The 20,388-nt window shown below is 73.5% G+C and carries 17 protein-coding genes and 1 pseudogene; 7 read left to right on the forward strand and 11 right to left on the reverse strand.

The genetic code is table 11. The features are described from left to right. Positions 1-96: 96 nt before the first annotated feature. From mnhG to ACFRAV_RS20770, 7 genes are all read right to left on the reverse strand, one after another. Complete coding sequence (gene mnhG, locus ACFRAV_RS20740; RefSeq protein ID WP_382557676.1) at positions 97-459, reverse strand: monovalent cation/H(+) antiporter subunit G; 363 nt, start codon at positions 457-459, stop codon at positions 97-99. After that, positions 456-722, reverse strand: a complete 267-nt coding sequence (locus ACFRAV_RS20745; RefSeq protein WP_382557678.1) for a monovalent cation/H+ antiporter complex subunit F — start codon at positions 720-722, stop codon at positions 456-458. The genes mnhG and ACFRAV_RS20745 overlap by 4 nt, the downstream gene beginning before the upstream one ends. Next, positions 719-1,291 carry a Na+/H+ antiporter subunit E gene (locus tag ACFRAV_RS20750; RefSeq protein WP_382557680.1) on the reverse strand — a complete coding sequence of 191 codons (573 nt, stop codon included), beginning with the start codon at positions 1,289-1,291 and terminating at the stop codon, positions 719-721. Before ACFRAV_RS20750 ends, ACFRAV_RS20745 begins: the two co-directional genes overlap by 4 nt. Further along, entirely contained in the window at positions 1,288-2,808 is a 1,521-nt protein-coding gene (locus tag ACFRAV_RS20755) for a Na+/H+ antiporter subunit D (RefSeq protein ID WP_382557682.1), read from the reverse strand. Before ACFRAV_RS20755 ends, ACFRAV_RS20750 begins: the two co-directional genes overlap by 4 nt. After that, complete coding sequence (locus ACFRAV_RS20760) at positions 2,805-3,233, reverse strand: Na(+)/H(+) antiporter subunit C (protein ID WP_382557684.1); 429 nt, start codon at positions 3,231-3,233, stop codon at positions 2,805-2,807. The genes ACFRAV_RS20755 and ACFRAV_RS20760 overlap by 4 nt, the downstream gene beginning before the upstream one ends. Next, positions 3,230-6,193, reverse strand: a complete 2,964-nt coding sequence (locus ACFRAV_RS20765; protein WP_382557686.1) for a Na+/H+ antiporter subunit A — start codon at positions 6,191-6,193, stop codon at positions 3,230-3,232. Before ACFRAV_RS20765 ends, ACFRAV_RS20760 begins: the two co-directional genes overlap by 4 nt. A 233-nt stretch (positions 6,194-6,426) precedes the next feature. Beyond that, on the reverse strand, positions 6,427-7,335 hold the full coding sequence (locus ACFRAV_RS20770; RefSeq protein ID WP_382557688.1) for a PfkB family carbohydrate kinase: 909 nt from the start codon (positions 7,333-7,335) through the stop codon (positions 6,427-6,429). A gap of 92 nt (positions 7,336-7,427) precedes the next feature. On the opposite strand from ACFRAV_RS20770, the gene ACFRAV_RS20775 reads away from it, so the two are divergent. Then, positions 7,428-7,700 (forward strand): GlsB/YeaQ/YmgE family stress response membrane protein, encoded by a 273-nt coding sequence (locus tag ACFRAV_RS20775; protein ID WP_382557690.1) that lies wholly within the window; start codon positions 7,428-7,430, stop codon positions 7,698-7,700. Between the two features lie 30 nt (positions 7,701-7,730). On the opposite strand, the gene ACFRAV_RS20780 is transcribed toward ACFRAV_RS20775, so the two are convergent. Further along, a complete protein-coding gene (locus ACFRAV_RS20780) occupies positions 7,731-8,126 on the reverse strand; it encodes a hypothetical protein (protein ID WP_382557692.1) in 396 nt (131 codons plus the stop codon). A 286-nt stretch (positions 8,127-8,412) separates the two neighbouring features. Here ACFRAV_RS20780 and ACFRAV_RS20785 point away from each other — a divergent pair, with 286 nt between their 5' ends. Together ACFRAV_RS20785 and ACFRAV_RS20790 are read left to right on the forward strand one after the other, a co-directional pair. Beyond that, on the forward strand, positions 8,413-10,437 hold the full coding sequence (locus ACFRAV_RS20785) for a hypothetical protein (RefSeq protein ID WP_382557694.1): 2,025 nt from the start codon (positions 8,413-8,415) through the stop codon (positions 10,435-10,437). A gap of 126 nt (positions 10,438-10,563) precedes the next feature. Next, positions 10,564-11,610 carry a YncE family protein gene (locus ACFRAV_RS20790; RefSeq protein WP_382557695.1) on the forward strand — a complete coding sequence of 349 codons (1,047 nt, stop codon included), beginning with the start codon at positions 10,564-10,566 and terminating at the stop codon, positions 11,608-11,610. A 237-nt stretch (positions 11,611-11,847) separates the two neighbouring features. Here the strand turns inward: ACFRAV_RS20790 and ACFRAV_RS20795 are convergent, their stop codons facing one another. Continuing rightward, the gene (locus ACFRAV_RS20795) at positions 11,848-13,974 is read right to left on the reverse strand and encodes a SpoIIE family protein phosphatase (protein WP_382557697.1); all 2,127 of its coding nucleotides are present in this window, start codon (positions 13,972-13,974) and stop codon (positions 11,848-11,850) included. Positions 13,975-14,363: 389 nt separating this feature from the next. Here ACFRAV_RS20795 and ACFRAV_RS20800 point away from each other — a divergent pair, with 389 nt between their 5' ends. Beyond that, on the forward strand, positions 14,364-15,140 hold the full coding sequence (locus tag ACFRAV_RS20800) for an SDR family NAD(P)-dependent oxidoreductase (RefSeq protein ID WP_382557698.1): 777 nt from the start codon (positions 14,364-14,366) through the stop codon (positions 15,138-15,140). An 85-nt stretch (positions 15,141-15,225) separates the two neighbouring features. Here the strand turns inward: ACFRAV_RS20800 and ACFRAV_RS20805 are convergent, their stop codons facing one another. Beyond that, complete coding sequence (locus ACFRAV_RS20805) at positions 15,226-16,764, reverse strand: MDR family MFS transporter (protein WP_382557778.1); 1,539 nt, start codon at positions 16,762-16,764, stop codon at positions 15,226-15,228. Positions 16,765-16,954: 190 nt separating this feature from the next. Here ACFRAV_RS20805 and ACFRAV_RS20810 point away from each other — a divergent pair, with 190 nt between their 5' ends. The 3 genes from ACFRAV_RS20810 to ACFRAV_RS20820 all read left to right on the forward strand — a co-directional run bounded on the left by ACFRAV_RS20810 (position 16,955) and on the right by ACFRAV_RS20820 (position 19,930). Then, complete coding sequence (locus ACFRAV_RS20810) at positions 16,955-17,584, forward strand: TetR/AcrR family transcriptional regulator (RefSeq protein WP_382557700.1); 630 nt, start codon at positions 16,955-16,957, stop codon at positions 17,582-17,584. Between the two features lie 236 nt (positions 17,585-17,820). Then, the gene (locus tag ACFRAV_RS20815; protein WP_382557702.1) at positions 17,821-19,407 is read left to right on the forward strand and encodes an alkaline phosphatase D family protein; all 1,587 of its coding nucleotides are present in this window, start codon (positions 17,821-17,823) and stop codon (positions 19,405-19,407) included. Between the two features lie 136 nt (positions 19,408-19,543). Continuing rightward, positions 19,544-19,930: a VOC family protein gene (locus ACFRAV_RS20820; RefSeq protein WP_382557704.1), complete on the forward strand. Its 387-nt coding sequence runs from the start codon at positions 19,544-19,546 to the stop codon at positions 19,928-19,930. Positions 19,931-20,051: 121 nt separating this feature from the next. Here ACFRAV_RS20820 and ACFRAV_RS20825 read toward each other — a convergent pair. Beyond that, positions 20,052-20,303 (reverse strand): annotated as a pseudogene (locus tag ACFRAV_RS20825) (lysine transporter LysE); the annotation flags it as partial. Between the last annotated feature and the right edge of the window lie 85 nt (positions 20,304-20,388).

Below are 20,388 nucleotides of genomic sequence, written 5' to 3' on the forward strand. Positions count from 1 at the left end.
GGTGTTGTCCCCCCCCCCCCCGGCGGCCCCGCGCTCCCCACCGCGCGTGCCTCCACGGTCCGGTCCCACGGCCCGGCCCCGCCCCGGCGGGCCCGGTCAGTCGTCCGGGCTCGGGAGGCGTTCCTCCGGCGGCAGCCGGCGGGCCAGCGCGTCCTCGGTGAGCGAGGACTCGGCCAGCGAGGACGTGCGGTAGGTGGTGCGGCCCACGATCTGCCCGGTCACCGGGATGGTGAGCAGCTGGAACAGCGCCACCAGGGCCAGCGGCACCGCGTACCGGGGCGCGTTCTGCAGCGCCGCGCCCAGCAGGATCATCAGCAGCCCCAGCGTCTGGGCCTTGGCCGCGGCGTGCAGCCGGCACACCGCGTCGGGGAAGCGGAGCACGCCGACCGAGGCCAGCAGGCAGAACAGCGCCCCGCCGATCAGCAGCACCGCCGAGGCCACGTCCAGGAAGACGCTCACCGCATGCCCTCCCGCTTCTCCACCAGGTGCGCCGCGGTGACCGAGCCGACGAAGGCCAGCAGGGTGACGGCGAGCAGCACCGGCAGCCCCGTGCCGTCCTCGCGCCGCGCGGCCTCCGCGGCGATGCCGGCCGCGAACAGGGTGACCAGCACGTCCAGGGTGACGATGCGGTCCAGCACCCCCGGCCCCCTCACCAGCCGCACCACCGTCAGCAGGGACGAGAGGCCGAGCAGTACGAACACGACGTAGTAGACGGCGGTCACGAGTCGTCCTTCCGTGACGGGGGCGGGGGCGAGGACGGCGGAGGCGGAAGCGGCGGCACGGCGTCCGGGCCGTCGCGCCCGAGCGCGGCCACCAGCCGGCGCTCGTTGGCGAGCAGCTTGCGGCGGGCCGCGGATGCCTCGCCGGAGGCGGCGACCAGCAGGACGTGGACGTAGAGCACGCCGCGGCGGCGGTCGATCTCCAGCACCAGGCTGCCGGGCGAGACGTTGGTGAGGAGCGTCGCGAGGGTCACCAGCAGGTCGCTGTCCGCGTCGAGCGGCATCTCCACGATCGCGGCCCGCACCCGGGGCCCGTGCCGCACGGCGGCCCAGGCGACCGCGGTGGCGGAGACGACGAGGTTGGCGATCATCCGGCCGCACAGGGCGACCAGCCGCAGCGGGCGCACCGTCATCTGCCGGGAGACCACCGGGAAGCGCGAGACCGCGAGCACCGACAGGGCGACGAGCAGGCCGCCGACGATCACCAGCGGGCTGGGCGTGGACCAGAGCAGGACCCACAGCACCCACAGCCACAGCAGCGCGGGCAGCCGGCGCAGCAGGGAGCGGTTCACCGGCCGTCACCTTCCCCGGTCAGCACGGCCGTGCGGTATCCGCCCGGCTCCACCAGTTCGGTGGCGGCCCGCTCGCCCAGGTCGGCCAGCGGTCCCGCGGCCACCGCGAGGCCGAGTCCGGTCAGGCCCATGGCGACGGCCGCGGACATGGTCAGCATCATCCCGGGCCGGCCCCGCAGCGGGAGCGGGTCGCCCTGCCCGGGGGCGAACGCCCCGCGCCACACCCGGACCATGGCGTACAGGGTGAGCACGCTGGTGACCAGCGCCGCCCCGGCCAGCAGCCAGGCCGCGACCCCGCCGTGCGCGGCGGCCGCCCGCAGCAGCGCGAACTTGGCGATGAAGCCGGACAGCGGCGGCACGCCGGCCATGCTGAGCGCGCCGAGCAGGAAGAGCACCCCGGTGAGGGGGTGCACCCGGCGGGCCCCCTCCCCGCGTTCCATGCGGGAGAGTTCGGCCGTCCCGGCGGCGTTGACGATCAGGCCGGCCACCAGGAAGAGGGTGGCCTGCACGGTGATGTGGTGGAGGATGTACAGGATCGTGCCGGTGAGTCCGGCGACGTCGGACAGCGCCAGGCCGAAGATCATGAAGCCGACGTGGCTGACCAGGGTGAAGGACAGCAGGCGGTTGATGTCGTCCTGGGCGACGGCGCCGAGGATGCCGACGAACATGGTGGCGACCGCCAGCACGGCCGCCACCCACCAGGCGCCGTCCCGCGGGAAGACCAGGCTCTCGGTGCGCACCATGGCGTACACGCCGACCTTGGTGAGCAGTGCCGCGAAGACGGCGGTGATCGGGGCGGGCGCGGTGGGATAGCTGTCCGGCAGCCAGAAGTGCAGCGGCACGACGGCGGCCTTGATGCCGAAGACCACCAGCAGCATCAGGCTCAGCGCGGTGCGCAGCCCCGGCGGCAGCCGTTCCGCCTGGACGGCCAGGTCGGCGAGGTTGACGGTGCCGGCGGCCGAGTAGACCAGGCCGAGGGCGGTGATGAACAGCAGCGACGAGGTGAGGCTGGTGATCACGTACGTCATGCCGGCCCGCACCCGTCCGGCGCCCGCGTCGAGGGTGATCAGCACGTAGGACGCGGAGAGCAGCATCTCGAAGGCGACGAACAGGTTGAACAGGTCGCCCGCCAGGAAGGCCAGCGCGATGCCGGCCACCAGCACCAGGTAGGACGGGTGGTAGGGCACGGTGATGCCGGGTCCGCGGTCGGCGTTGTCCTGTCCGACGGCGAAGAGCAGCACCGCGAGGGCGACCAGCACGGCCAGTGCCAGCAGCATCGTGGCGAGGAGGTCGGCGACCAGCACGATGCCCACCGGCGGCGCCCAGTCCCCGGCGGCCACCACCACGGTGCCGTCCCGTTCGACCACCACGAGCAGCGCGATCGCGTCGGCCAGGACGAGGGCGAGCGCGGTGAGGGTGACGGTGCGCTGTCGGTCGGTGCTGGCGGACACGATCAGGGAGAGGCCGGCCGCGAGCAGCGGGACCAGCACGGGGACGGCGACCAGGGCGAGGATCATCCGGCGTCACCCCGGTCGTCGGCCGGCAGGTGCGGGGTGGGGTCGTCGTCGGCACGCTCCCCCACGTCGCCGATCCGCCGGTCCTCCGGGTCGTCCTGCACCTCGTCGTGGCCGGTGAGCCGCCAGGAGCGGTGGGAGAGGGCGAGCAGGAAGGTGGTGACGCCGAAGGTGATGACGATGGCGGTGAGCGCCATGGCCTGCGGCAGCGGGTCGGAGTAGGCGGTGACGTCGACGTCGCGGTCGCCGCCGGTGACGGGCGGGTCGCCCAGGGGCCCGCCGGCCTCCAGGAGCAGCAGGTTGGCGCCGTGGCCGAGCAGGATGATGCCGAGCACGACGCGCATCAGCGAGCGCTGCAGCAGCAGGTGGACGCCGGCCGTGAACAGGCCGCCGACGACCAGCGCCATGGTGAGGTCGAGGCTCTTCACGGGCGCCTCCCGCCGGCCGTGCCGGTTCCGGTGCCGAGCTGGGGCACGGGGGCGCGCAGGGAGGTGCCGGCGGCCGAGAGCAGGGTCAGGATCACTCCCAGGATGAGCAGGTAGACGCCGATGTCGAAGACGAGGCTGCTGCTGGTCTTCACCTGACCGAGCACCGGGAGGTGCCAGGTCCACAGCGAGGTCGTCAGCAGCGGTTGTCCGAAGGCGAGCGGGGCGAGGCCGGTGACGGCGGCCAGGGTGAGACCGGTGCCGATCAGGTGGCCGGGACGCAGCGGGACGGCGCGCTCGACGTCGCCGGACCCGGCGACCACGTAGCGCAGGATGTACGCCTGCCCGGCGACCAGGCCGCCCGCGAACCCGCCGCCGGGCCGGTAGTGGCCGGAGAGCAGCAGGAAGAGCGAGACGACGAGGATGGAGGGGAACAGCAGCCGGGTGACGACCTCCATCAGCACCGAGCGTTCGGCGCCGAGGAGGTCGGTGCTGCCGGGCAGCCAGTGTTCGCGGGGCTCGTCCCAGCGGGCGGCGGCGGGGAAGTCGGAGGGGGCCTTGGGCTCACCGGGTGCGGTGCGCCGGCCGGTCCCGTCGGCGTCCGTGGCCCCGTCCTGCGGGGTCCCGTCCCGTCCGGCCCCCTCCTGCGGGATCTCGTGCTGCGGGGTCTCGTCCTGCCTGCTCTCGTCCTGCCGGGTGCCCAGCCGGATCAGGCTGATGACGCCGAGGGCGGTGACCATCAGAACGGCGATCTCGCCCATGGTGTCCAGGGCGCGGAAGTCCACGATGATCGCGTTGACGACGTTCGTGCCGCCGGTCTCGCCGACCCTGCGCAAGTACTCGCCGGCCGGTCCGGCGTTCTGCCGGCCCTGAGGGGCGGTCAGCGCGAACCCGGCGACGAACACCCCGACGAGGACGGCGACCGCGGCCCGGCTCCAGCGTCCCAGCACGCTGCTGGAGGCAGGGGTGAAGCGCGACGGCATCCGGCGCAGCACCAGGACCACCACGACCAGGGTGAGCGACTCGACCAGGAACTGGGTGAGCGCCAGGTCGGGCGCGCCCTGCACCACGAACAGCCCGGCCACGGCGTAGCCGACGGCGCCGGTGACCAGGACGGCGGCGAGCCGGTGCTTGATCACCGCGGCTCCGGCGGCGGCGATCAGCACGGTCAGCGCCAGGGGCAGTTCGGCCGGCGTCCACCAGGCGCGGACCTCGTGCAGCGGCGGCATCTCGTGCAGCACCGCGATCGACGGGAGCACGACGACGGTGAGCAGGATGGCGGTGAGGTAGAGCGGGAGCGAGCCGACCTGGGTGTACCGGGTGAACACGACGGCGCCGTGGTGCAGGGCGACCATGGTGCGCCGGTAGCACACCTCCGCGTCCGGCAGCCGGGGAAGGCGGCGCAGCAGCCGGGAGAACGGCCGGCGGGCGGCGTGCAGGGCGAGGCCGAGCACCACGATCAGCAGCGCCAGCCACACGCCGAGGGTCCAGCCGTGCCAGAGCTCCGCGTGGAAGGGCTTGCCGGTCTCGGGGTACTGGTCGGCGTACGGCGCGGTCAGCGCGTCGACCGCCGGGTAGCCGATGCCGGCCACCAGCCCGAGCAGGGCCAGCGCGGCGGCCGGGGCGAGGAAGAGGGGCCGGGGCGACTCCACCGGACCGGCGGGCCCGCGGTCGCGTTTGGCCGCGAAGCCGCCCTGAAGGAAGCGGGCGGTGTAGGTGACGGTGAAGACCGAGCCCAGGCACAGGGCGGCCGTCGCCCACGCGTCGCCGGTGATCTCGCCGTGCAGCAGGGCCTCCAGGGCGCCGTCCTGGGCGATCCAGCCGATCGTCGGCGGCAGCTTGGCCATCGACGCCCCGGCGAGCAGGGCCACCCCCGCGAGGACGGGCAGCGCCCGGCCCAGGCCGGACAGCTCGCGGAGGTCACGGGTTCCGGTCTGGTGGTCGACGATGCCGACCACCATGAACAGCGCGCCCTTGAACAGCGCGTGGGAGAGCAGCAGCACCGCCCCGGCGACCGCCCCGGTGCGGGTGCCCATGCCGAAGAGGGCGATCATCATGCCGAGTTCGCTGACCGTGCCGTAGGCCAGCAGCCGCTTCATGTCGGTCTCGCGCAGCGCCCGCCAGGCGCCGACCACCAGGGTGTACAGGCCGACCGTGAGGACCAGCGGCCGCCAGGCGGTGGTCTCCGCGAAGCCGGGGGCCAGCCGGGCGACCAGGTAGACGCCGGCCTTCACCATGGTCGCGGCGTGCAGGTAGGCGCTGACCGAGGTGGGCGCGGCCATCGCGGCGGGCAGCCAGGCGTGCAGCGGGAACTGGGCGGACTTGGCGAACGCGCCGACCAGGATCAGGACCAGGGCGCAGGTCACCATCGCGCCGGGGGCCGGCGGGTCGGCGAGCAGGGCGGAGATCCGGTAGGTGCCGGCCGCCTGGCCGAGCATCACCAGGCCGAGCAGCATGGCCAGACCGGCGGCGACGGTGGTCAGCAGGGCCTGTTCGGCGGCCCGCTGGCGGTCGCCGCCCTCCCGTCGTCCGGCGATCAGCAGGAAGGAGGTGACGGAGGTCAGTTCCCAGAAGACGTAGAGCAGCAGCAGGTGGTCGGCGAGGACCAGACCCAGCATCACCGCGGCGAACGCCAGGAGCAGTCCGGCCTCCCGGCCGTGGCCGAGGTGGTGGTAGTAGGCGGCGTACGTCATCACGGCGACGCCGACGCCGGTGACCACCAGGGCCATCATGAGGGAGAGCGGGTCGAGGCGGAGCGCGATCTCCAGGCCGAGCGCCGGGGACCAGGCGTAGGTCTCGGTGTACGTCGTGCCGTCCAGCACGGAGGCCGTGCGGGTGAGCAGCCAGGCGAGCGAGCCGGCCAGCACGAGGGCGGCGACCGCCCACACCCCGCGGCCGATGCGCCGGGCGGCGGCGGGCAGCGCGGCGGCGCACGCCAGCTGCGAGAGCACGACGACGAGCACGCGACCTCCGGGTGCTGGGCAGTGTGCCTCCGGTTCCCTGATCGCCCCAGCCTTAACGCCCTGACCTCGCCCCGCCCGCCGCACTGCCCTGTATGGCCCAGCCCTCTCCCCCACCGGAGGACCGTCGGCGCAGGGTCCGTCAGCGGGGGCCCGTCACCGGGCGGTGCCGCCCGGGGTCCAAGCCTGGGGTCCCAACCCCGGGGCCCCCGCGGAGGCCGCGCACCCCCGGCCGCTCAGCCCGCGGTTGCGGCGGCGCGCAGCAGCGTGGCCTCGTCGACGGCGTCCGCGGCGGTGGCCGGCACCGTGCAGGCGTGGGCGCCGGCGACCGCGCCGAGGCGTCCGCACCGCTCGGCGTCCTCGCCGCGCAGCCAGCCGTACAGGTAGCCCGCCGCGAAGGCGTCCCCCGCGCCGTTGGAGTCGACCACCGGCGCGGGCGGGACGGCCGGGGCGATCCGGCGGACCGTGCCGTCGACCAGCTGCAGCGCGCCGTCCGCGCCTGCGGTGACCACCACCACCCGCGCCCGGCCCTGCTCGGCGATCCGGCGCATGGTGGGCAGCGGGTCGGCGGGAAGAGCGGCGGCCGAGCAGAACACCAGGTCGGCGGCGAGCGCGAACGGCAAGTGGTGGGCGGCCTCGCCGTCCCAGTCGTGCAGGTCGGTGGAGACGGTGACGCCCGCCTCCCGCAGCACCGGCAGGGCGTCGGCCGCCGGCTGGGTGATGGAGACGTGCGCGTGCCGGGCGCGCCCGGCGAGGGCGGCGACCGTCTCGTCGGGGTAGCGCCCGCCGCCCCGGCCGCCGTCGTAGAGGGAGGCCCGGCGGCCGTCCGGACCCACCAGGTTGACGGCCCGCCGGGTACCGGCCGGGGCGTGCGGCGCGGTGAGCGCGATGCCGTGCTCGCGGTGGAAGGCGCGCACCAGCTCGCCCTCGGGGTCGTCGCCCACCACGTCGAGGTGGTGGACCCTCAGGCCGAGGCGGCTCAGGCCCAGCGCCACGAAGTCCCCGGTGTGCCCGGCCCGTGCCAGCACCCCCTCCACCAGCCGGCTGTCCGCGTCCGGCAGGGGCAGTTCGGGCACGTACACGATGGTGTCCACGCCCGCGCCGCCGAGGACCAGTACGTCGAGGTCGTCCTTGGTTCGCTCCATCCGCCCATCCTGGCGTGACCTGCCGCTCCACTGGGCAGGTACCCCGTACGGCCGTGAGGCCTGACGGGACGGAAATGCGGAGGAAGCCGGACATGAGCATCGTGGCGTGGATCGTGCTGGGGCTGATCGCCGGGGCGATCGCCAAGGTGCTGATGCCGGGCCGCGATCCGGGCGGGCTGATCGGCACCACGGTCATCGGCGTGATCGGCGCGTTCCTCGGCGGGTGGCTGTCCGCCCGGTTCTTCGACCGTCCGGTCGACCAGGACTTCTACGACCCGGCGACCTGGGTGTCGGCGATCGGCGGCGCGCTGGTCCTGCTGGTCGTCTACCGCGTCTTCTTCGGCCACTCCCGCGAGCGCGGCTGACGCCGGCCGGGCCCGGCCGCCTCCGGCGCCTCAGGCCGGCCGGTAGGTGGCCAGCGACCAGATGATGAACACGTCCAGGGCGATGAGCAGCACCGACCACACCGGCGCGTAGGGCAGGAACATGAACTGCTCGACGATGCTGAGCACCGCGAGCACCAGGCCGGTCACCCGCGCCCACTCCTTGCCGCCCAGCAGCCCGACGCCGGTCACCAGCAGGAGCGCGCCCACGATCAGGTGCACGACGCCCCAGTCGGTGAGGGTGAACTCGAAGACGTAGGAGCCGATCCGGCCGTACACGTCGTCGCCGGCGAGCGCCGCGATGCCCTGAAGCACCGTCACCGTGCCCGAGACGCCCAGCAGCACGCCGGCGAACGTCGTCCCGCTCGCCGCCAGCAGCTGCTTCCCGGGGTCCGCCTGCCTGTTCATACCCGATCCCTCCGCCGTGACGTCCGCTCCCGCCGAGCCTGCGTCGCCCCCGGACGCGCGGCATTCCGGGCGCGGCGGACGGGCTAACAGCCGGCGCTCCGGCCGGTTGAGCACCACACCGCGGTCGCCTCGTGTGCGGAGCGCGGGAATTGGCGGTCACCCACCCCTCACATCACGACTTTGGTTAGGCTAACCTAAGCACGTCGCCCTGGGGCATCCCTCCCCGGCGTGCGGCCCCTTTCGTGGTGTTTTCAGTTCCTTCGCCCCTTCAGGAGCATCCGCAGCCATGCCTCCCTTCAGAGCCGACCGCCCTCACCGTCCGCACGGCCGTATGGGCAAGCTCGCCGCCGCCACCGCCGGCGCGGCGCTCACCATCGGCGCGCTGACCTCCCCGGCGCTCGGTGCGGGCCTGACCGGCGGCCTCGGCCTCACCACGCAGGCGACCGCCGACGCCGCCCCCTCGGTCTCCCTGGGCTCCCCGTCGGTGACGCCGGGCGCGCAGCTCCCGTTCACGGTGAAGGACTTCCCGGCCGGCGCGACCCTGACGGTCAAGCTGGACAAGCAGACGGTGCTCGGTCAGTTCACCGTCGGGGACGACGGTTCGGCCTCCGGCTCGCTCACCGTCCCGGCCACCGCCGCCGCGGGCGCGCACACCCTGCACTTCCTCGCCCCGGAAACGGTCGTCCCGGTCACGTTCGGGGTCCGGGTGCCGGCCGCCGAGCTCCTGTCCTCCTCGGTGCGGGCCGGCGACAGCGTGCCGTTCCGCGTGAGCGGCTTCCCGGCCGACGCGAAGCTGAGCGTCAAGCTCGACGACGCCTCCCTGATAGGCCAGTTCACGACCGGCTCCGACGGCTCCTTCTCCGGCAGCGTCACGGTCCCCGAGGGCACCGGGGCCGGTGAGCACTGGCTGCGCTTCCTTGCCACCGGCACCAGCGTCAAGAGCTCCACCCTGACGGTCACCACCCGGCCCGCGCCCGCCGCTCCGAAGATGGTCATCACCGCGGGCTCCTCGGTCGCCGCCGGCGGCAAGGTGTCCTTCAGCCTCTCGGGCTTCGCCCCCGGCCAGAAGATCACCGTCAAGCTGGACGACGACGCGATCCTCAAGCAGTGGGAGGACGCGGTCGCGGCCGACGGCACCTTCTCCGGCACCGTCACCGTCCCCGCCGGCACCGCCAAGGGCGCGCACTGGCTGCGCGTGCTGGCCCCGAACCCCTCCACCAGCCTGCGGGCCGACTTCACGGTGACCTCCACCGGCGGCGGCTCCGGCTCGGGCGGCTCCACCGGCGGCTCCACCGGCGGGTCGACGGGCGGCTCCACGGGTGGCAGCGGCGGCTCCACGGGGGGCGGCGGCGGTTCGACCGGCGGCTCCACGGGCGGTTCGACCGGAGGCTCCGGATCCACCACGGGCGGCACCAGCAGCGGCGCCTCCGCCTCGATCACCGCCGGCTCCAGCGTCAAGGCGGGCGGCAAGGTCTCCTTCCGCGTCACCGGCTTCCCGGCGGGGCAGCGCCTGACCGTCAAGCTGGACGACTCCGAGATCATCGGCCAGTGGACCATCGCCTCCGACGGATCCTTCTCCGGCAGCGTCACCGTCCCGGCGGCCACCACCAAGGGCGCCCACTGGCTGCGCTTCCTCGCCCCCAACCCCTCCACCAGCCTGCGCGCCGACTTCACCGTCACCGACGGCGCGGAGCCCGGGTCCTCCAGCACGGGCGGCTCCACCGCCGGCTCCGGCGACGCCGCCGGCGGCGCCACGCAGGAGATCCCGGCCGCGACCGGCGCTCCCGCCTCCGCCTCCAACTCCTCCGGCGCCAAGGCCGAGATCACCGCCAGCGAGGTGCAGCCGGGCGGCAGCATCCACTTCAAGGTGACGAAGTTCCCGAAGAACGAGACCGTCACCATCAAGCTGGACGACGACGGCATCCTCGGCCAGTGGAAGACCGACGCCGACGGCTCCTTCGAGGGCGACGTCGAGGTCCCCGCCGACACCACGGTGGGCAAGCACTGGTTCCGCTTCCTCGCGCCGAACCCGCCGACCACGCTGAAGGTCGACTTCACCGTCGTCGCCGCGGGCGCCACCGCCCCGGCCGCGACCGACTCCACCGCCGCACCCGAGACCCTGGCCGGCGCCGCGACGGCGGCCACCACGACCGTCGCCTCCCCGGTCTCCTACACCACCATCGCCTGGTCCACGGCCGGCGGCGTGGTCGGCGGAGCGGCGGGCGCCGCGGCCGCCGGTTACCTGGTGCTGCGCCGCTCCCGCCCCCTGGCCGGCCCCGCCCAGGGCTCCGAAACCCCTGTGGCCGGCTGACCCCACGGGTTCCAAGCCCACCGAGGCCCGGAACCTCGCGGCCGGCCGACCCCCCGCCCCGCAACCACCCTTCCGTGCACGGCACTTCCACCTGCCGCGCCTCTTCCGTCAGGAGATCGACTCTTCATGAACTCCGCACGCCTCCGCGTCGCCGCCGCCGTCACCGTGGCAGCCGCCGCCGGCCTCACCCTCACCGCCCCGGCCTCCGCCACGCCGTTCACCCCGAAGCCGGCCGCCGTCGAGACCACCGCTCCGGTGTGGAAGGGCCTCTACCAGACGGCCTACTCCGAGCGGAACGACGTCCTGTGGGCGACCGCGTCCACCGGCCGTCCGCCGGTCACCCAGACCGCCCTGCTGAAGCTCGACCCCGACACCCTCGAGGTCCTGGACACCTTCATACCGCCGGTGGTCGACGAGGCGACCGGCGCCCGCGAGGCCGTCTACGGCGTCGACGTGGACGACGAGAACAACACCGTCTGGGTCACCAACACCCGTGACAACGGCGTGGCCGTCTACAGCCAGCGGACCGGCAAGCACCTCGCCTCCCTGCCGAACGTGGGTCACGCCCGCGAGGTCGTGGTGGACGAGAAGCGCGACCTGGCCTGGGCCACCTCGTACAACGGCGGCGAGGTCGTCGCCTTCGACACCGACACCTTCGAGGAGAAGAAGCGCATCGCCGTCGAGGGCGCCGGCTTCATGGGCCTGGCCCTCGACGAGAACACCGGCAAGGTGTACGCGAGCGACCTCAACAGCCCGCGCATCGCGCAGTTCTCCCCGTACAAGGACGAGGTCGTGAAGTTCCACCCGGCCGGCGCCGGCGCGATCTCGGTCTCCCTGTCCAGGAACGGCCGGACCGCCTACACCGCCAACCAGACCGACGGCACCGTCTCGGTCGTCAACCTGAACACCGGCACCGTCACGGCCACCGTCCCCACGGGCGCCGGCGCCCTCTCCGTGGCCACCGACGAGCGCACCGGCAAGCTGGTCGTCGCCAACCGCGTCGCCGCCACGGTCTCGGTCGTCGACCCGCGGACGGGCGCGGTCCAGGACCTGCCGACGCAGAAGAACCCGAACCACGTGACGGTCGTCGACGGCACCGCCTACGTCCTCGACAAGTCGGGCGCCGGCGCCGACGGCTTCGACCTCGGCTACCGGATCGACCTCGGTCACTGATCCCTCCCGCCACCCCCCGGCACAGGCCACCCTCGCGCGACGCACGTCGCCCGCGGGTGGCCTGTGCCGTTCCCAGCCTCGCCGGCCGGTCCGGCCGCCGCCCACCCGGGCAAGGGCGCCGGCCACCAGGCTCCCTCCGTCGAGCCCGCAGCCGCCCCTCCCCCGGCTGCGGGGCCCCGCCGTGAGGGCGACGTGGCGGGGCGCGGCCGGGGACCTCGGGTGCGTGGCGGCCGGCCCTCACACGTCGCAGCGGATCAGCAGCAGGGCGATGTCGTCGTAGCGCGGTCCCGACGCGTGCGCGTGCCGCAGCAGGCTCTCCGCCGTCCCGTCGAGATCGCCGGTGTCGGCCTCGGACAGCGACCGCGCCAGCTCCTGGATCGAGGCGTCGATCTCCGTGTCGGGCTTCTCCACCAGACCGTCCGTGTACAGGGCCAGCACCGATCCCGGGTCGAAGCCCAGCGTCCTGGTCCGGTAGACGTGGTCGCTCTCCACGCCGAGCAGCAGCCCCTGCGGCAGCTCCACCGTCCCGGTGCGCCCGTCGAGCCGCCGCAGCAGCGCCGGCACGTGTCCCGCGGTGACCATGCGGACCTGGTGGGCGGGCAGGTCGAACTCGGCGTAGGCGCAGCTCGTGAAGCGTTCCGCCTCCAGGTTGGCCAGCAGGGTGTTGGCGCGCCGCATCACCTCGCCCGGCGGGGCGCCGGCGACGGCGCGGACCGCCGTGCGCACCTGGCCCATCAGGGCGGCGGCCTCCGTGTCGTGTCCCTGCACGTCGCCGACCGTGACCGCGGCGGCGCCCTCGTCGCCCCAGCGGATCACGTCGTAGAAGTCGCCGCCGATCCCGGACCCGCGGGTGCTGGGCAGGTAGCGGGCGGCGAAGGTGAGGCCGGGCACCTCGGGCAGCCGGCTCGGCAGAAGCGAGGACTGCAGGTCCAGGGCCAGCCGGTGCTCGGTGTCGGAGACCAGGGTCCGGTCCAGGGCGAGAGCGATGAGACCGGCGAGCGAGACCAGCAGGCTGCGTTCGGCGGTGGAGAACAGGTGCGGCTCGCGGTAGCCGAGGACCAGGCAGCCCATCGCCCGCCCGTCGGACACCAGCGGCATCAGGGCCCAGGCGGCCATCCCGTCCGGCACCTGCCGGGAGGGGGGCAGGTCCCGGCAGAGCTCCTCGACCGACGCGTAGAAGCGGGGGCGGTGGTCGGTGAGCATCCGCAGCGCGGGTTCGTCCGCGGTCAGCGGCTTCCCCTCCAGGTGCCGGCTGCCGGCCTCGTTCAGGCCGGCCGTGTCGAGGACGGTGAGCCGCCCCTCCTCCACCTTGGCGAGGACGAAGGCGGTCGGCCCGAAGGCCGGGACCACCTGTTCGCGCACCAGGCGGATCACGTGCTCGGCCGACGCCGCCTCGGCGAGCGCGGCCGACAGGTGGGTCAGGTGGTAGAGGTCGCCCGGCTCTATCCTGGACGGCTGCCCTGGATCCCTGTTCCTGGGCAGGGACGGCTCGCCGGCCATGTCGGCCTCCATGACACGGACGGCGATCCCGGTCTCGTGCGCGAAGAGCAGGAAGCCCAGGCGGCGCCCCGACGGCGTGGTCACGTTGAAGCCGACGGGTCGGCGGGTGACCACGGAGGCACGGTACTGCGCCTCGTAGACGGGGTCCCGCAGCCACGGGAGCATGGCGTCGGGCCGGTGTCCCAGCGCCGTGTGGGCGTCGATCTCCAGCAGCCGCGCGGCGGCCGGGTTGAGGTAGACGACCCGGCCGTCACGGTCCAGGGCGCAGACCCCGGCCGGGATCCGCTCCAGCGCGTCGTACGCCGCCCGGGCGGCCTCGGGGGCGGGTTCGTCACGTCTGAGCGGCGTGACCTTGTGGATCACGTCGAGGGGCGGCAGGCCGGCGCCGGAGGCCTCGCGTTCGTCCAGGACGCGCGCGACACTCCCGCAGGCGTCCTGCAGCGACCGCAGTTCCGCCGGGGTCAGGTGTCCCGCGTGCGTCACCGGCAGGAGCACCGACAGCACACCCCAGGTCCTGGTGCCGCCGACGATCGGGAGCGCGGCCAGCATCACGTCGTAGGGCATGATCAGGCCGATCGAGGGATAGCGCAGGGCCATCTCCTGCTGGTCGGGCAGCCAGACGAAGGCCTTGCGGCGCCAGGCGTCCGCGGCCGGCGCGGAGGCGTCCAGCGGGATCGTCATCCACGGGCGCAGGAGGCTGGTCGTGCCCCCGGCGACGGTGACGAGCCTCAGCGCGTTCTCCTCGGGGGACGCCAGGTGGAGCATGCCCACCGAGGCCGCCGTGTCCCTCATGACCGTCGCCAGGGCGGTCCCCAGCGTTCTGGTGACCGTCGGGGCGGAAGCCCCGGTGCCGATGTCTGCCATGTGTGTCCCCTGGCGGTCGCCCGGAACCGGCCAGGGAGGCCGCGGCCGCTCCACCGGCGTCCGGGGCGAACGGACGAGGTGAGTGCCACCCCATTTGTCCGTATTGCACGAGATCAACGGTAGCAGTGACCGCCCGGCCCGGCGCTGCGGGAGCGCGACCCGCACCCTCCGGCCCGGCGACGGCCTTCCCCGGCGCGACGGCGGCCCGTCCGCGTCCTGGCGCCGGACGCGGCGCACGGGGGAACCCGGCCGCCGCCGACATGCCCGCCGGACCGGGCCGGTCTACGGTGCCCGTGCGGATGTTTTTCACTTCCCCTCAAGATCGTCCGGGACGGCCCGCCCGTCCCCGGACCGGCCGCGGCCCCACGGGTCGGCCGCACACCAGGAAAGTGAGCCCGACTGTGAGCACCGACTACGCCACCGAGTTCGCCGGACGCGTCGCCCTCGTCACCGGAGCGGCCTCCGGCATCGGCCTCGCCATCGCCCGCCGTCTCACGGAGGGCGGCGCCAAGGTCGTGATCGCCGACTACAACGCCGAGGGCGCCGAGCAGGCGGCCGCCGATCTGAGGAACGGCGGCTCCGAGGCCGCCGCCTTCACCGTGGACGTCTCCGACGCCGCCTCCGTCGAGGCCGCCGTCCGCTTCACCGTCGACACCTTCGGCGGCTGCCACCTGGGCGTCAACAACGCCGGCATCGGCGGCGACAGCGCGCCCACCGGCGAGCAGGAGCTGGGGAACTGGGACCGGGTGGTGCGCACCAACCTGGACGGCGTCTTCTACTCGATGCGCTACGAGATCCCCGCGATGGAGCAGGCGGGCGGCGGCGCGATCGTGAACGTCTCCTCGATCCTCGGCTCGGTGGCCTTCCAGGGCTCCGCGGGCTACGTGGCCGCCAAGCACGGGGTGCTGGGCCTGACCAAGTGCGCGGCCGCCGAGTACGCCACGAAGAACATCCGGATCAACTCGGTGGGACCCGCCTTCATCGAGACCCCGCTGCTGGAGAACCTGGAGCCGGCCGCGCGTGACGCGCTGGTGGGCCTGCACCCGATCGGCCGTCTCGGCCGGAGCGAGGAGGTCGCCGAACTGGTGGCCTTCCTGCTGTCCGACCGGGCTTCCTTCATCACCGGCAGCTACCACCTGGTGGACGGCGGCTACACCGCGCTGTGAGCACCTCCCTGCGAGCGGTGCGAACGCCGGTGGGGCCGCTTCCCCTGACGGGAGGCGGCCCCACGGGCGTCACGGACGCGGAAGGTCAGACCTTCGCGGTCTCCGCGTCCTCCGCCGGCAGGTCCACGCTGTCGCGCAGCTTGGTGGAGGTGAGGAAGACGGTCGCGACGATGCCGATGACCGCGACCGCCGCCGCGATCTGGAAGATCTCGCCGGTGGCCTCGCCGTAGGCGGCGCGGACGAGCTCGCGGATCGGCGCGGGCATGCTGGCCAGGTCGAGGTTGCCGCCGGCCTGCGAGCCGCTGCCCGAGGTGTCGACGCCCATCTTGGCCAGACCCTCGGTGATCTTCGTGGCCACGCTGTTGGCGAGCACCGCGCCCAGCACGGAGACGCCGATGGTGCCGCCGAGCGAGCGGAAGAAGGTGATCGCTCCGCTGGCCGCGCCGAGCTCCGCGAGGGGCACGGTGTTCTGCAGCACCAGGACCAGGTTCTGCATCGACATGCCGACGCCCGTACCGATCAGGAACATGCCCGCGAAGACGTGCCACAGGGGCGTCTCGGCGTCGATCATCGACAGGCTCAGGAAGCCCAGCGTGAGGATGACGGTGCCGGCCACGATGAACGGCTTGACCTTGCCGCTCTTGGAGACCAGACGGCCGGCGATGGTCGAGGAGAGCAGGACGCCCGCCATCATCGGGATGGTCATCAGACCGGCCTCGGTCGGGGTGTAGCCCCGGCCGATCTGCCAGTACTGGCCGAGGAAGACGGCGCCGCCGAACATGGCCACGCCCACCGCGAGGCTCGCGATGATCGCCAGGGCCGGGTCGCGCCGCTTGACGACCTTCAGCGGCACGACGGGCTCGGCGACCTTCGACTCGACCAGCACGGCCAGGCCGAGGAGGACGACCGCGCCGCCGACCATCGCGCCGGTCTGCCAGGAGATCCAGTCGAATTCGTTGTCGACGAAGGTGACCCACAGCAGCAGCACGCTGACGCCGACGGCGATCAGGGTGGCGCCCAGGTAGTCGACCTTCGGCTTCTCGCCGCTGCGCTCCACCGCCGGCAGGTGCAGGGTGCGGGACAGGACGAGGAAGGCGACCGCGGTGAAGGGCAGTGCGAAGAAGAAGCACCAGCGCCAGCCGAGCCAGGAGGCGTCCGCGATGGCGCCGCCGAGCAGCGGGCCGCCGACGGTCGCGACGGCCATCACGCCGCCGAGGTAGCCGTTGTACCGGCCGCGCTCCTTCGGGCTGATCATCGCGGCGATGATCACCTGGACCAGGATCTGCAGCGCGCCCATGCCCAGCCCCTGCACGGCGCGGAAGGCGATCAGGGTGCCGGTGTTCTGCGAGAAACCGGCGCCCAGCGAGGCGACGAAGAAGAGGCAGATCGAGATCAGCAGCAGCGCCTTCTTGCTGAACAGGTCGGCCAGCTTGCCCCAGATCGGCGTGGACGCGGTCGAGGTCAGCAGCGTGGCGGTGACCACCCAGGTGTACTGCGACTGGGTGCCCTTGAGGGCGCCGATGATCTGCGGCAGGGCCACGGAGACGATCGTGCTGCTGATCATCACCACGAACAGCAGCATCAGAAGGCCGCTCATCGCCTTCAGGATGGCCTTGTGGCCCATCGGGGCGGGACCCGCAGGCGGGGCGGCGGCTGTGGGATCGGCGACGGGCGCGCTCAAGAAGGCCTCCGGAGCAGGAGCAGAAGAAAAGGGATGCCCGCAGAGAAGGGGCGGGATACCCCCACGATACATGCACACTGTGCAAGTTTTCCCACTGGGCATTTTTCTTGCCATGGCCTTACCATTGCCGACGATGGACACCACCGATCGCAGCGCCGTCCCGGACAGCCCTCCCGGCCTGCGCGAACGCAAGAAGGCCGCGACCCGTGAGGCGGTGCACCGGGCCGCGCTGCGACTGACGGTGGAGCACGGACTGGACCACGTGACGGTCGAGGCGATCGCCGACGAGGCCGGGGTCTCGCGCCGCACGTTCTCCAACTACTTCGCCACCAAGGAGGACGCCGTCCTCTGGGGCGAGGAGCAGCAGGCCGCCGCCCTGCTGCGCGCGGTCGCCGAACGGCCCGCGCAGGAGTCCCCCTGGACGGCCCTGCGGACCGCCCTGCGCTCCTTCGAGCCCGGCCCCTTCTCCCCCGACCGGGAGACGATCACCCGCACCCGGCTCGCCCTGCGCCACCCCTCCCTGCTCGGCCGGCAGCTCGCCACCCATGCCGGCCTGGAGCAGGACCTCGCCCACGTCCTGGCCGAGCGGGGCGCCGAGCCGCTCCGCTCCCGCGTCCTGGCCGCAGGTTTCCTGGCCGCCATGCGGACCACCATGCGCACCTGGTTCGAGTCGGAGCACCCCGTCGAGCTGCTCGACCTCGCCGAGGACGTGCTGCACCTCATGGGCCAGCCGTTCGACGGCCCCGACGCCGGGCGGGCGTGAGCCGCGTCTGACGGCCGTCGCCCGTCCGCCCCCGCACCACGGCGCGGGCGGCGTCGGGTCGGGCGGCGTCCGGTCGGTGGGCGTCCGATCGGACGGGTCGTCAACCGTCGTGCGCGTGAACCACCCTGGCGCGGCGCGTCACGCGAATTCATGTATCGGCCACTCGGGCACCCTCGTTGCGTCATCGCCGGGGAGCAGCCTTCCGGATGTCCCAGCCCGACCTCCGAGGAGGCACCATGGCCGCCCTGCACCCGTCCCGCAGAACCGTCCTGGGCCACGGCACCGCCGGGGCCGCCGCCCTGATGCTCGGCACCGGCCTGTGGAGCGCCGGCCCCGCCTGGTCCGCCCCCGCCGCGATCGACGACCCGTTCACCCTCGGCGTCGCCTCCGGCGCCCCGCTGCCGGACGGCGTCGTGCTCTGGACCCGCCTGGCGCCCGACCCCTTCGCCGCCGACGGGCTGGGCGGCATGCCGCCCGCACCGGTGCGCGTGGAGTACGAGGTCGCCGCCGACCACCGCTTCCGCAAGGTGGTGCGCCGCGGCAGCGTGGTCGCCACCCCCGAGCTCGGCCACTCCGTCCACCCGGAGGTCTCAGGACTCCTCCCCGACCGCGTGTACCACTACCGCTTCCGCGCCGCCGGGCACCTCTCCCCCGTGGGCCGCACCCGCACCACCCCGCCCGCCCACAGCAGGCCCGCCGAGCTGCGGTTCGCCTTCGCCTCCTGCCAGGCCTGGCAGGACGGGTACTACACGGCCTACGACCACATGGCCGAGGAGGACCTCGACTTCGTCGTGCACCTCGGCGACTACCTGTACGAGTCCGGCGTGCGCGGCAACCGGCGCGGCGTCACCACCGACCCGAAGTTCCACACCGAGACCTTCGACCTGGCCCGCTACCGCCTGCAGTACGCCCTCTACAAGGCGGAGGAGCCGCTGCGGAAGGCCCACGCCCGCTTCCCGTGGATCGTCACCTTCGACGACCACGAGGTGGAGAACAACTGGGCCGGCGACATCTCCCAGGCCGACACCGAGCCCGACCAGGACCCGGCCGTCTTCCGGCAGCGCCGCGCCGCCGCCTTCCAGGCCCTCTACGAGCACCAGCCGCTGCGCCACACCCAGATGCCGCACGGCCCCGGCATGCGGGCCCACCGCAGGCTCGCCTACGGCCGCCTCGCCGACCTCACCATGCTGGACACCCGCCAGTACCGCGACGACCAGCCCGACGGCGACGGCGAGTCCGCCACCAGCACCGCGCGCTTCGACCCCGACCGCACCATCCTCGGCGCCAAGCAGCGCGACTGGGTGCTGGGCAACTTCTCGCGCTCGCCCGCCCAGTGGCAGATCCTCGGCAACCAGGCCCCCATGGGCCAGACCGACAAGGACCCCGGCCCCGCCGAACTGGTCTGGCTCGACCCCTGGGACGGCTACGTCGCCGACCGCAACCGCCTGCTCGCCGAGGCCGACCGGCGCGGCGTGCGCAATCTGGTCGTCATCACCGGCGACCGCCACCAGAACTACGCCTGGGACCTCAAGCGCGACTACCAGGACCCCGAATCCCCTACCGTGGGCGCGGAGTTCGTCGGCACGTCGATCACCAGCGGCGGCGACGGGGTGGACGTCGGCCCGGACGGCGAGACGTTCCTCGCCGCCAACCCGCACATGAAGTTCTTCAACTCCCAGCGCGGCTACGCCCGCGTCCACGTCGACCGGCGCCGCTGGACCACGGACTTCCGCGTCGTGCCGTACGTGCAGCAGCCGGGGGCCCCGGTCACCACCCGCGCGAGCGTGGTCGTCGAGGACCGGGTGCCAGGGGTGCAGGTCTGACCGCGGCGGGCCCGCCCCTGCGAAAAGCACTTCCCGGGGGCACCCGCCGCGCACTAGGGTCGGTGGTCGCATCGCGTGCCGGCCACCGTCCGGGTGGAGCATGGAGGTGCCGGGATATGCCCGTTGGAGGCATACCTTGTCCGTCCAGTTGAACCACACCATCGTCCACGCCCGGGACAACCGGGAATCCGCCCGCTTCTTCGCGGAGCTGCTGGACCTCGAGATCACCGCCGAGTGGGGCCCGTTCGTGGCCGTCGAGCTCGACAACGGCGTCACCCTCGACTTCGCCACCGTCCCCGAGGACCACCTCGCCACCCAGCACTACGCCTTCCTCGTCTCCGAGGAGGAGTTCGACGCCGCGTACGCGCGGATCACCGCCCGGGGCATCGAGCACTGGGCCGATCCGCGACAGAGCCTGCCGGGGCGGATCAACCGCAACGACGGCGGACGCGGCGTCTACTTCCTCGACCCGGCCGGCCACGCCATGGAACTGATCACGGTGCCGTACGGGGGCTGGAAGTGACCCGCCCCTCCCGGCGGACCAACCAGGAGCCCGCGGTCCGCGGCCGGGCCGTCTCGACCGCCCGTCACCCGACGGGCGTGACCGGCGGCCCGGCCCGCCGGGTGCGTCTCCGCGCGGCGGCTCAGCCGGTCACCGTGCGGACGGCCAGGACCGCGATCAGGGTGCTGGAGGCCATGGCGGTCGCCAGACGGCCGCGGTCGCCGGTGAGGACCCGTCCCAGCAGCGCGCCGCCCCCGGCCAGCAGCAGCTGCCAGCTCGCGGAGGCCGCGAACGCCGCCAGCACGAAGACGGCCCGCTCCGCCGGCGCGGGGTCGCCGGCTGCGTCGCCGCCGAGCACCAGGGCCGCGAAGTACACCACCGTCATGGGGTGCGGAACAGTTGGCTGTTGAACCTGTTTGTGTGAGCGTGACTGTGTGCGAGTGCGTGTCGTTGTGAAGGTGTGGAAGCGGTCGAGGCAG

Source organism: Streptomyces sp. NPDC056600, from assembly GCF_042792855.1.
GTDB lineage: Bacteria > Actinomycetota > Actinomycetes > Streptomycetales > Streptomycetaceae > Streptomyces.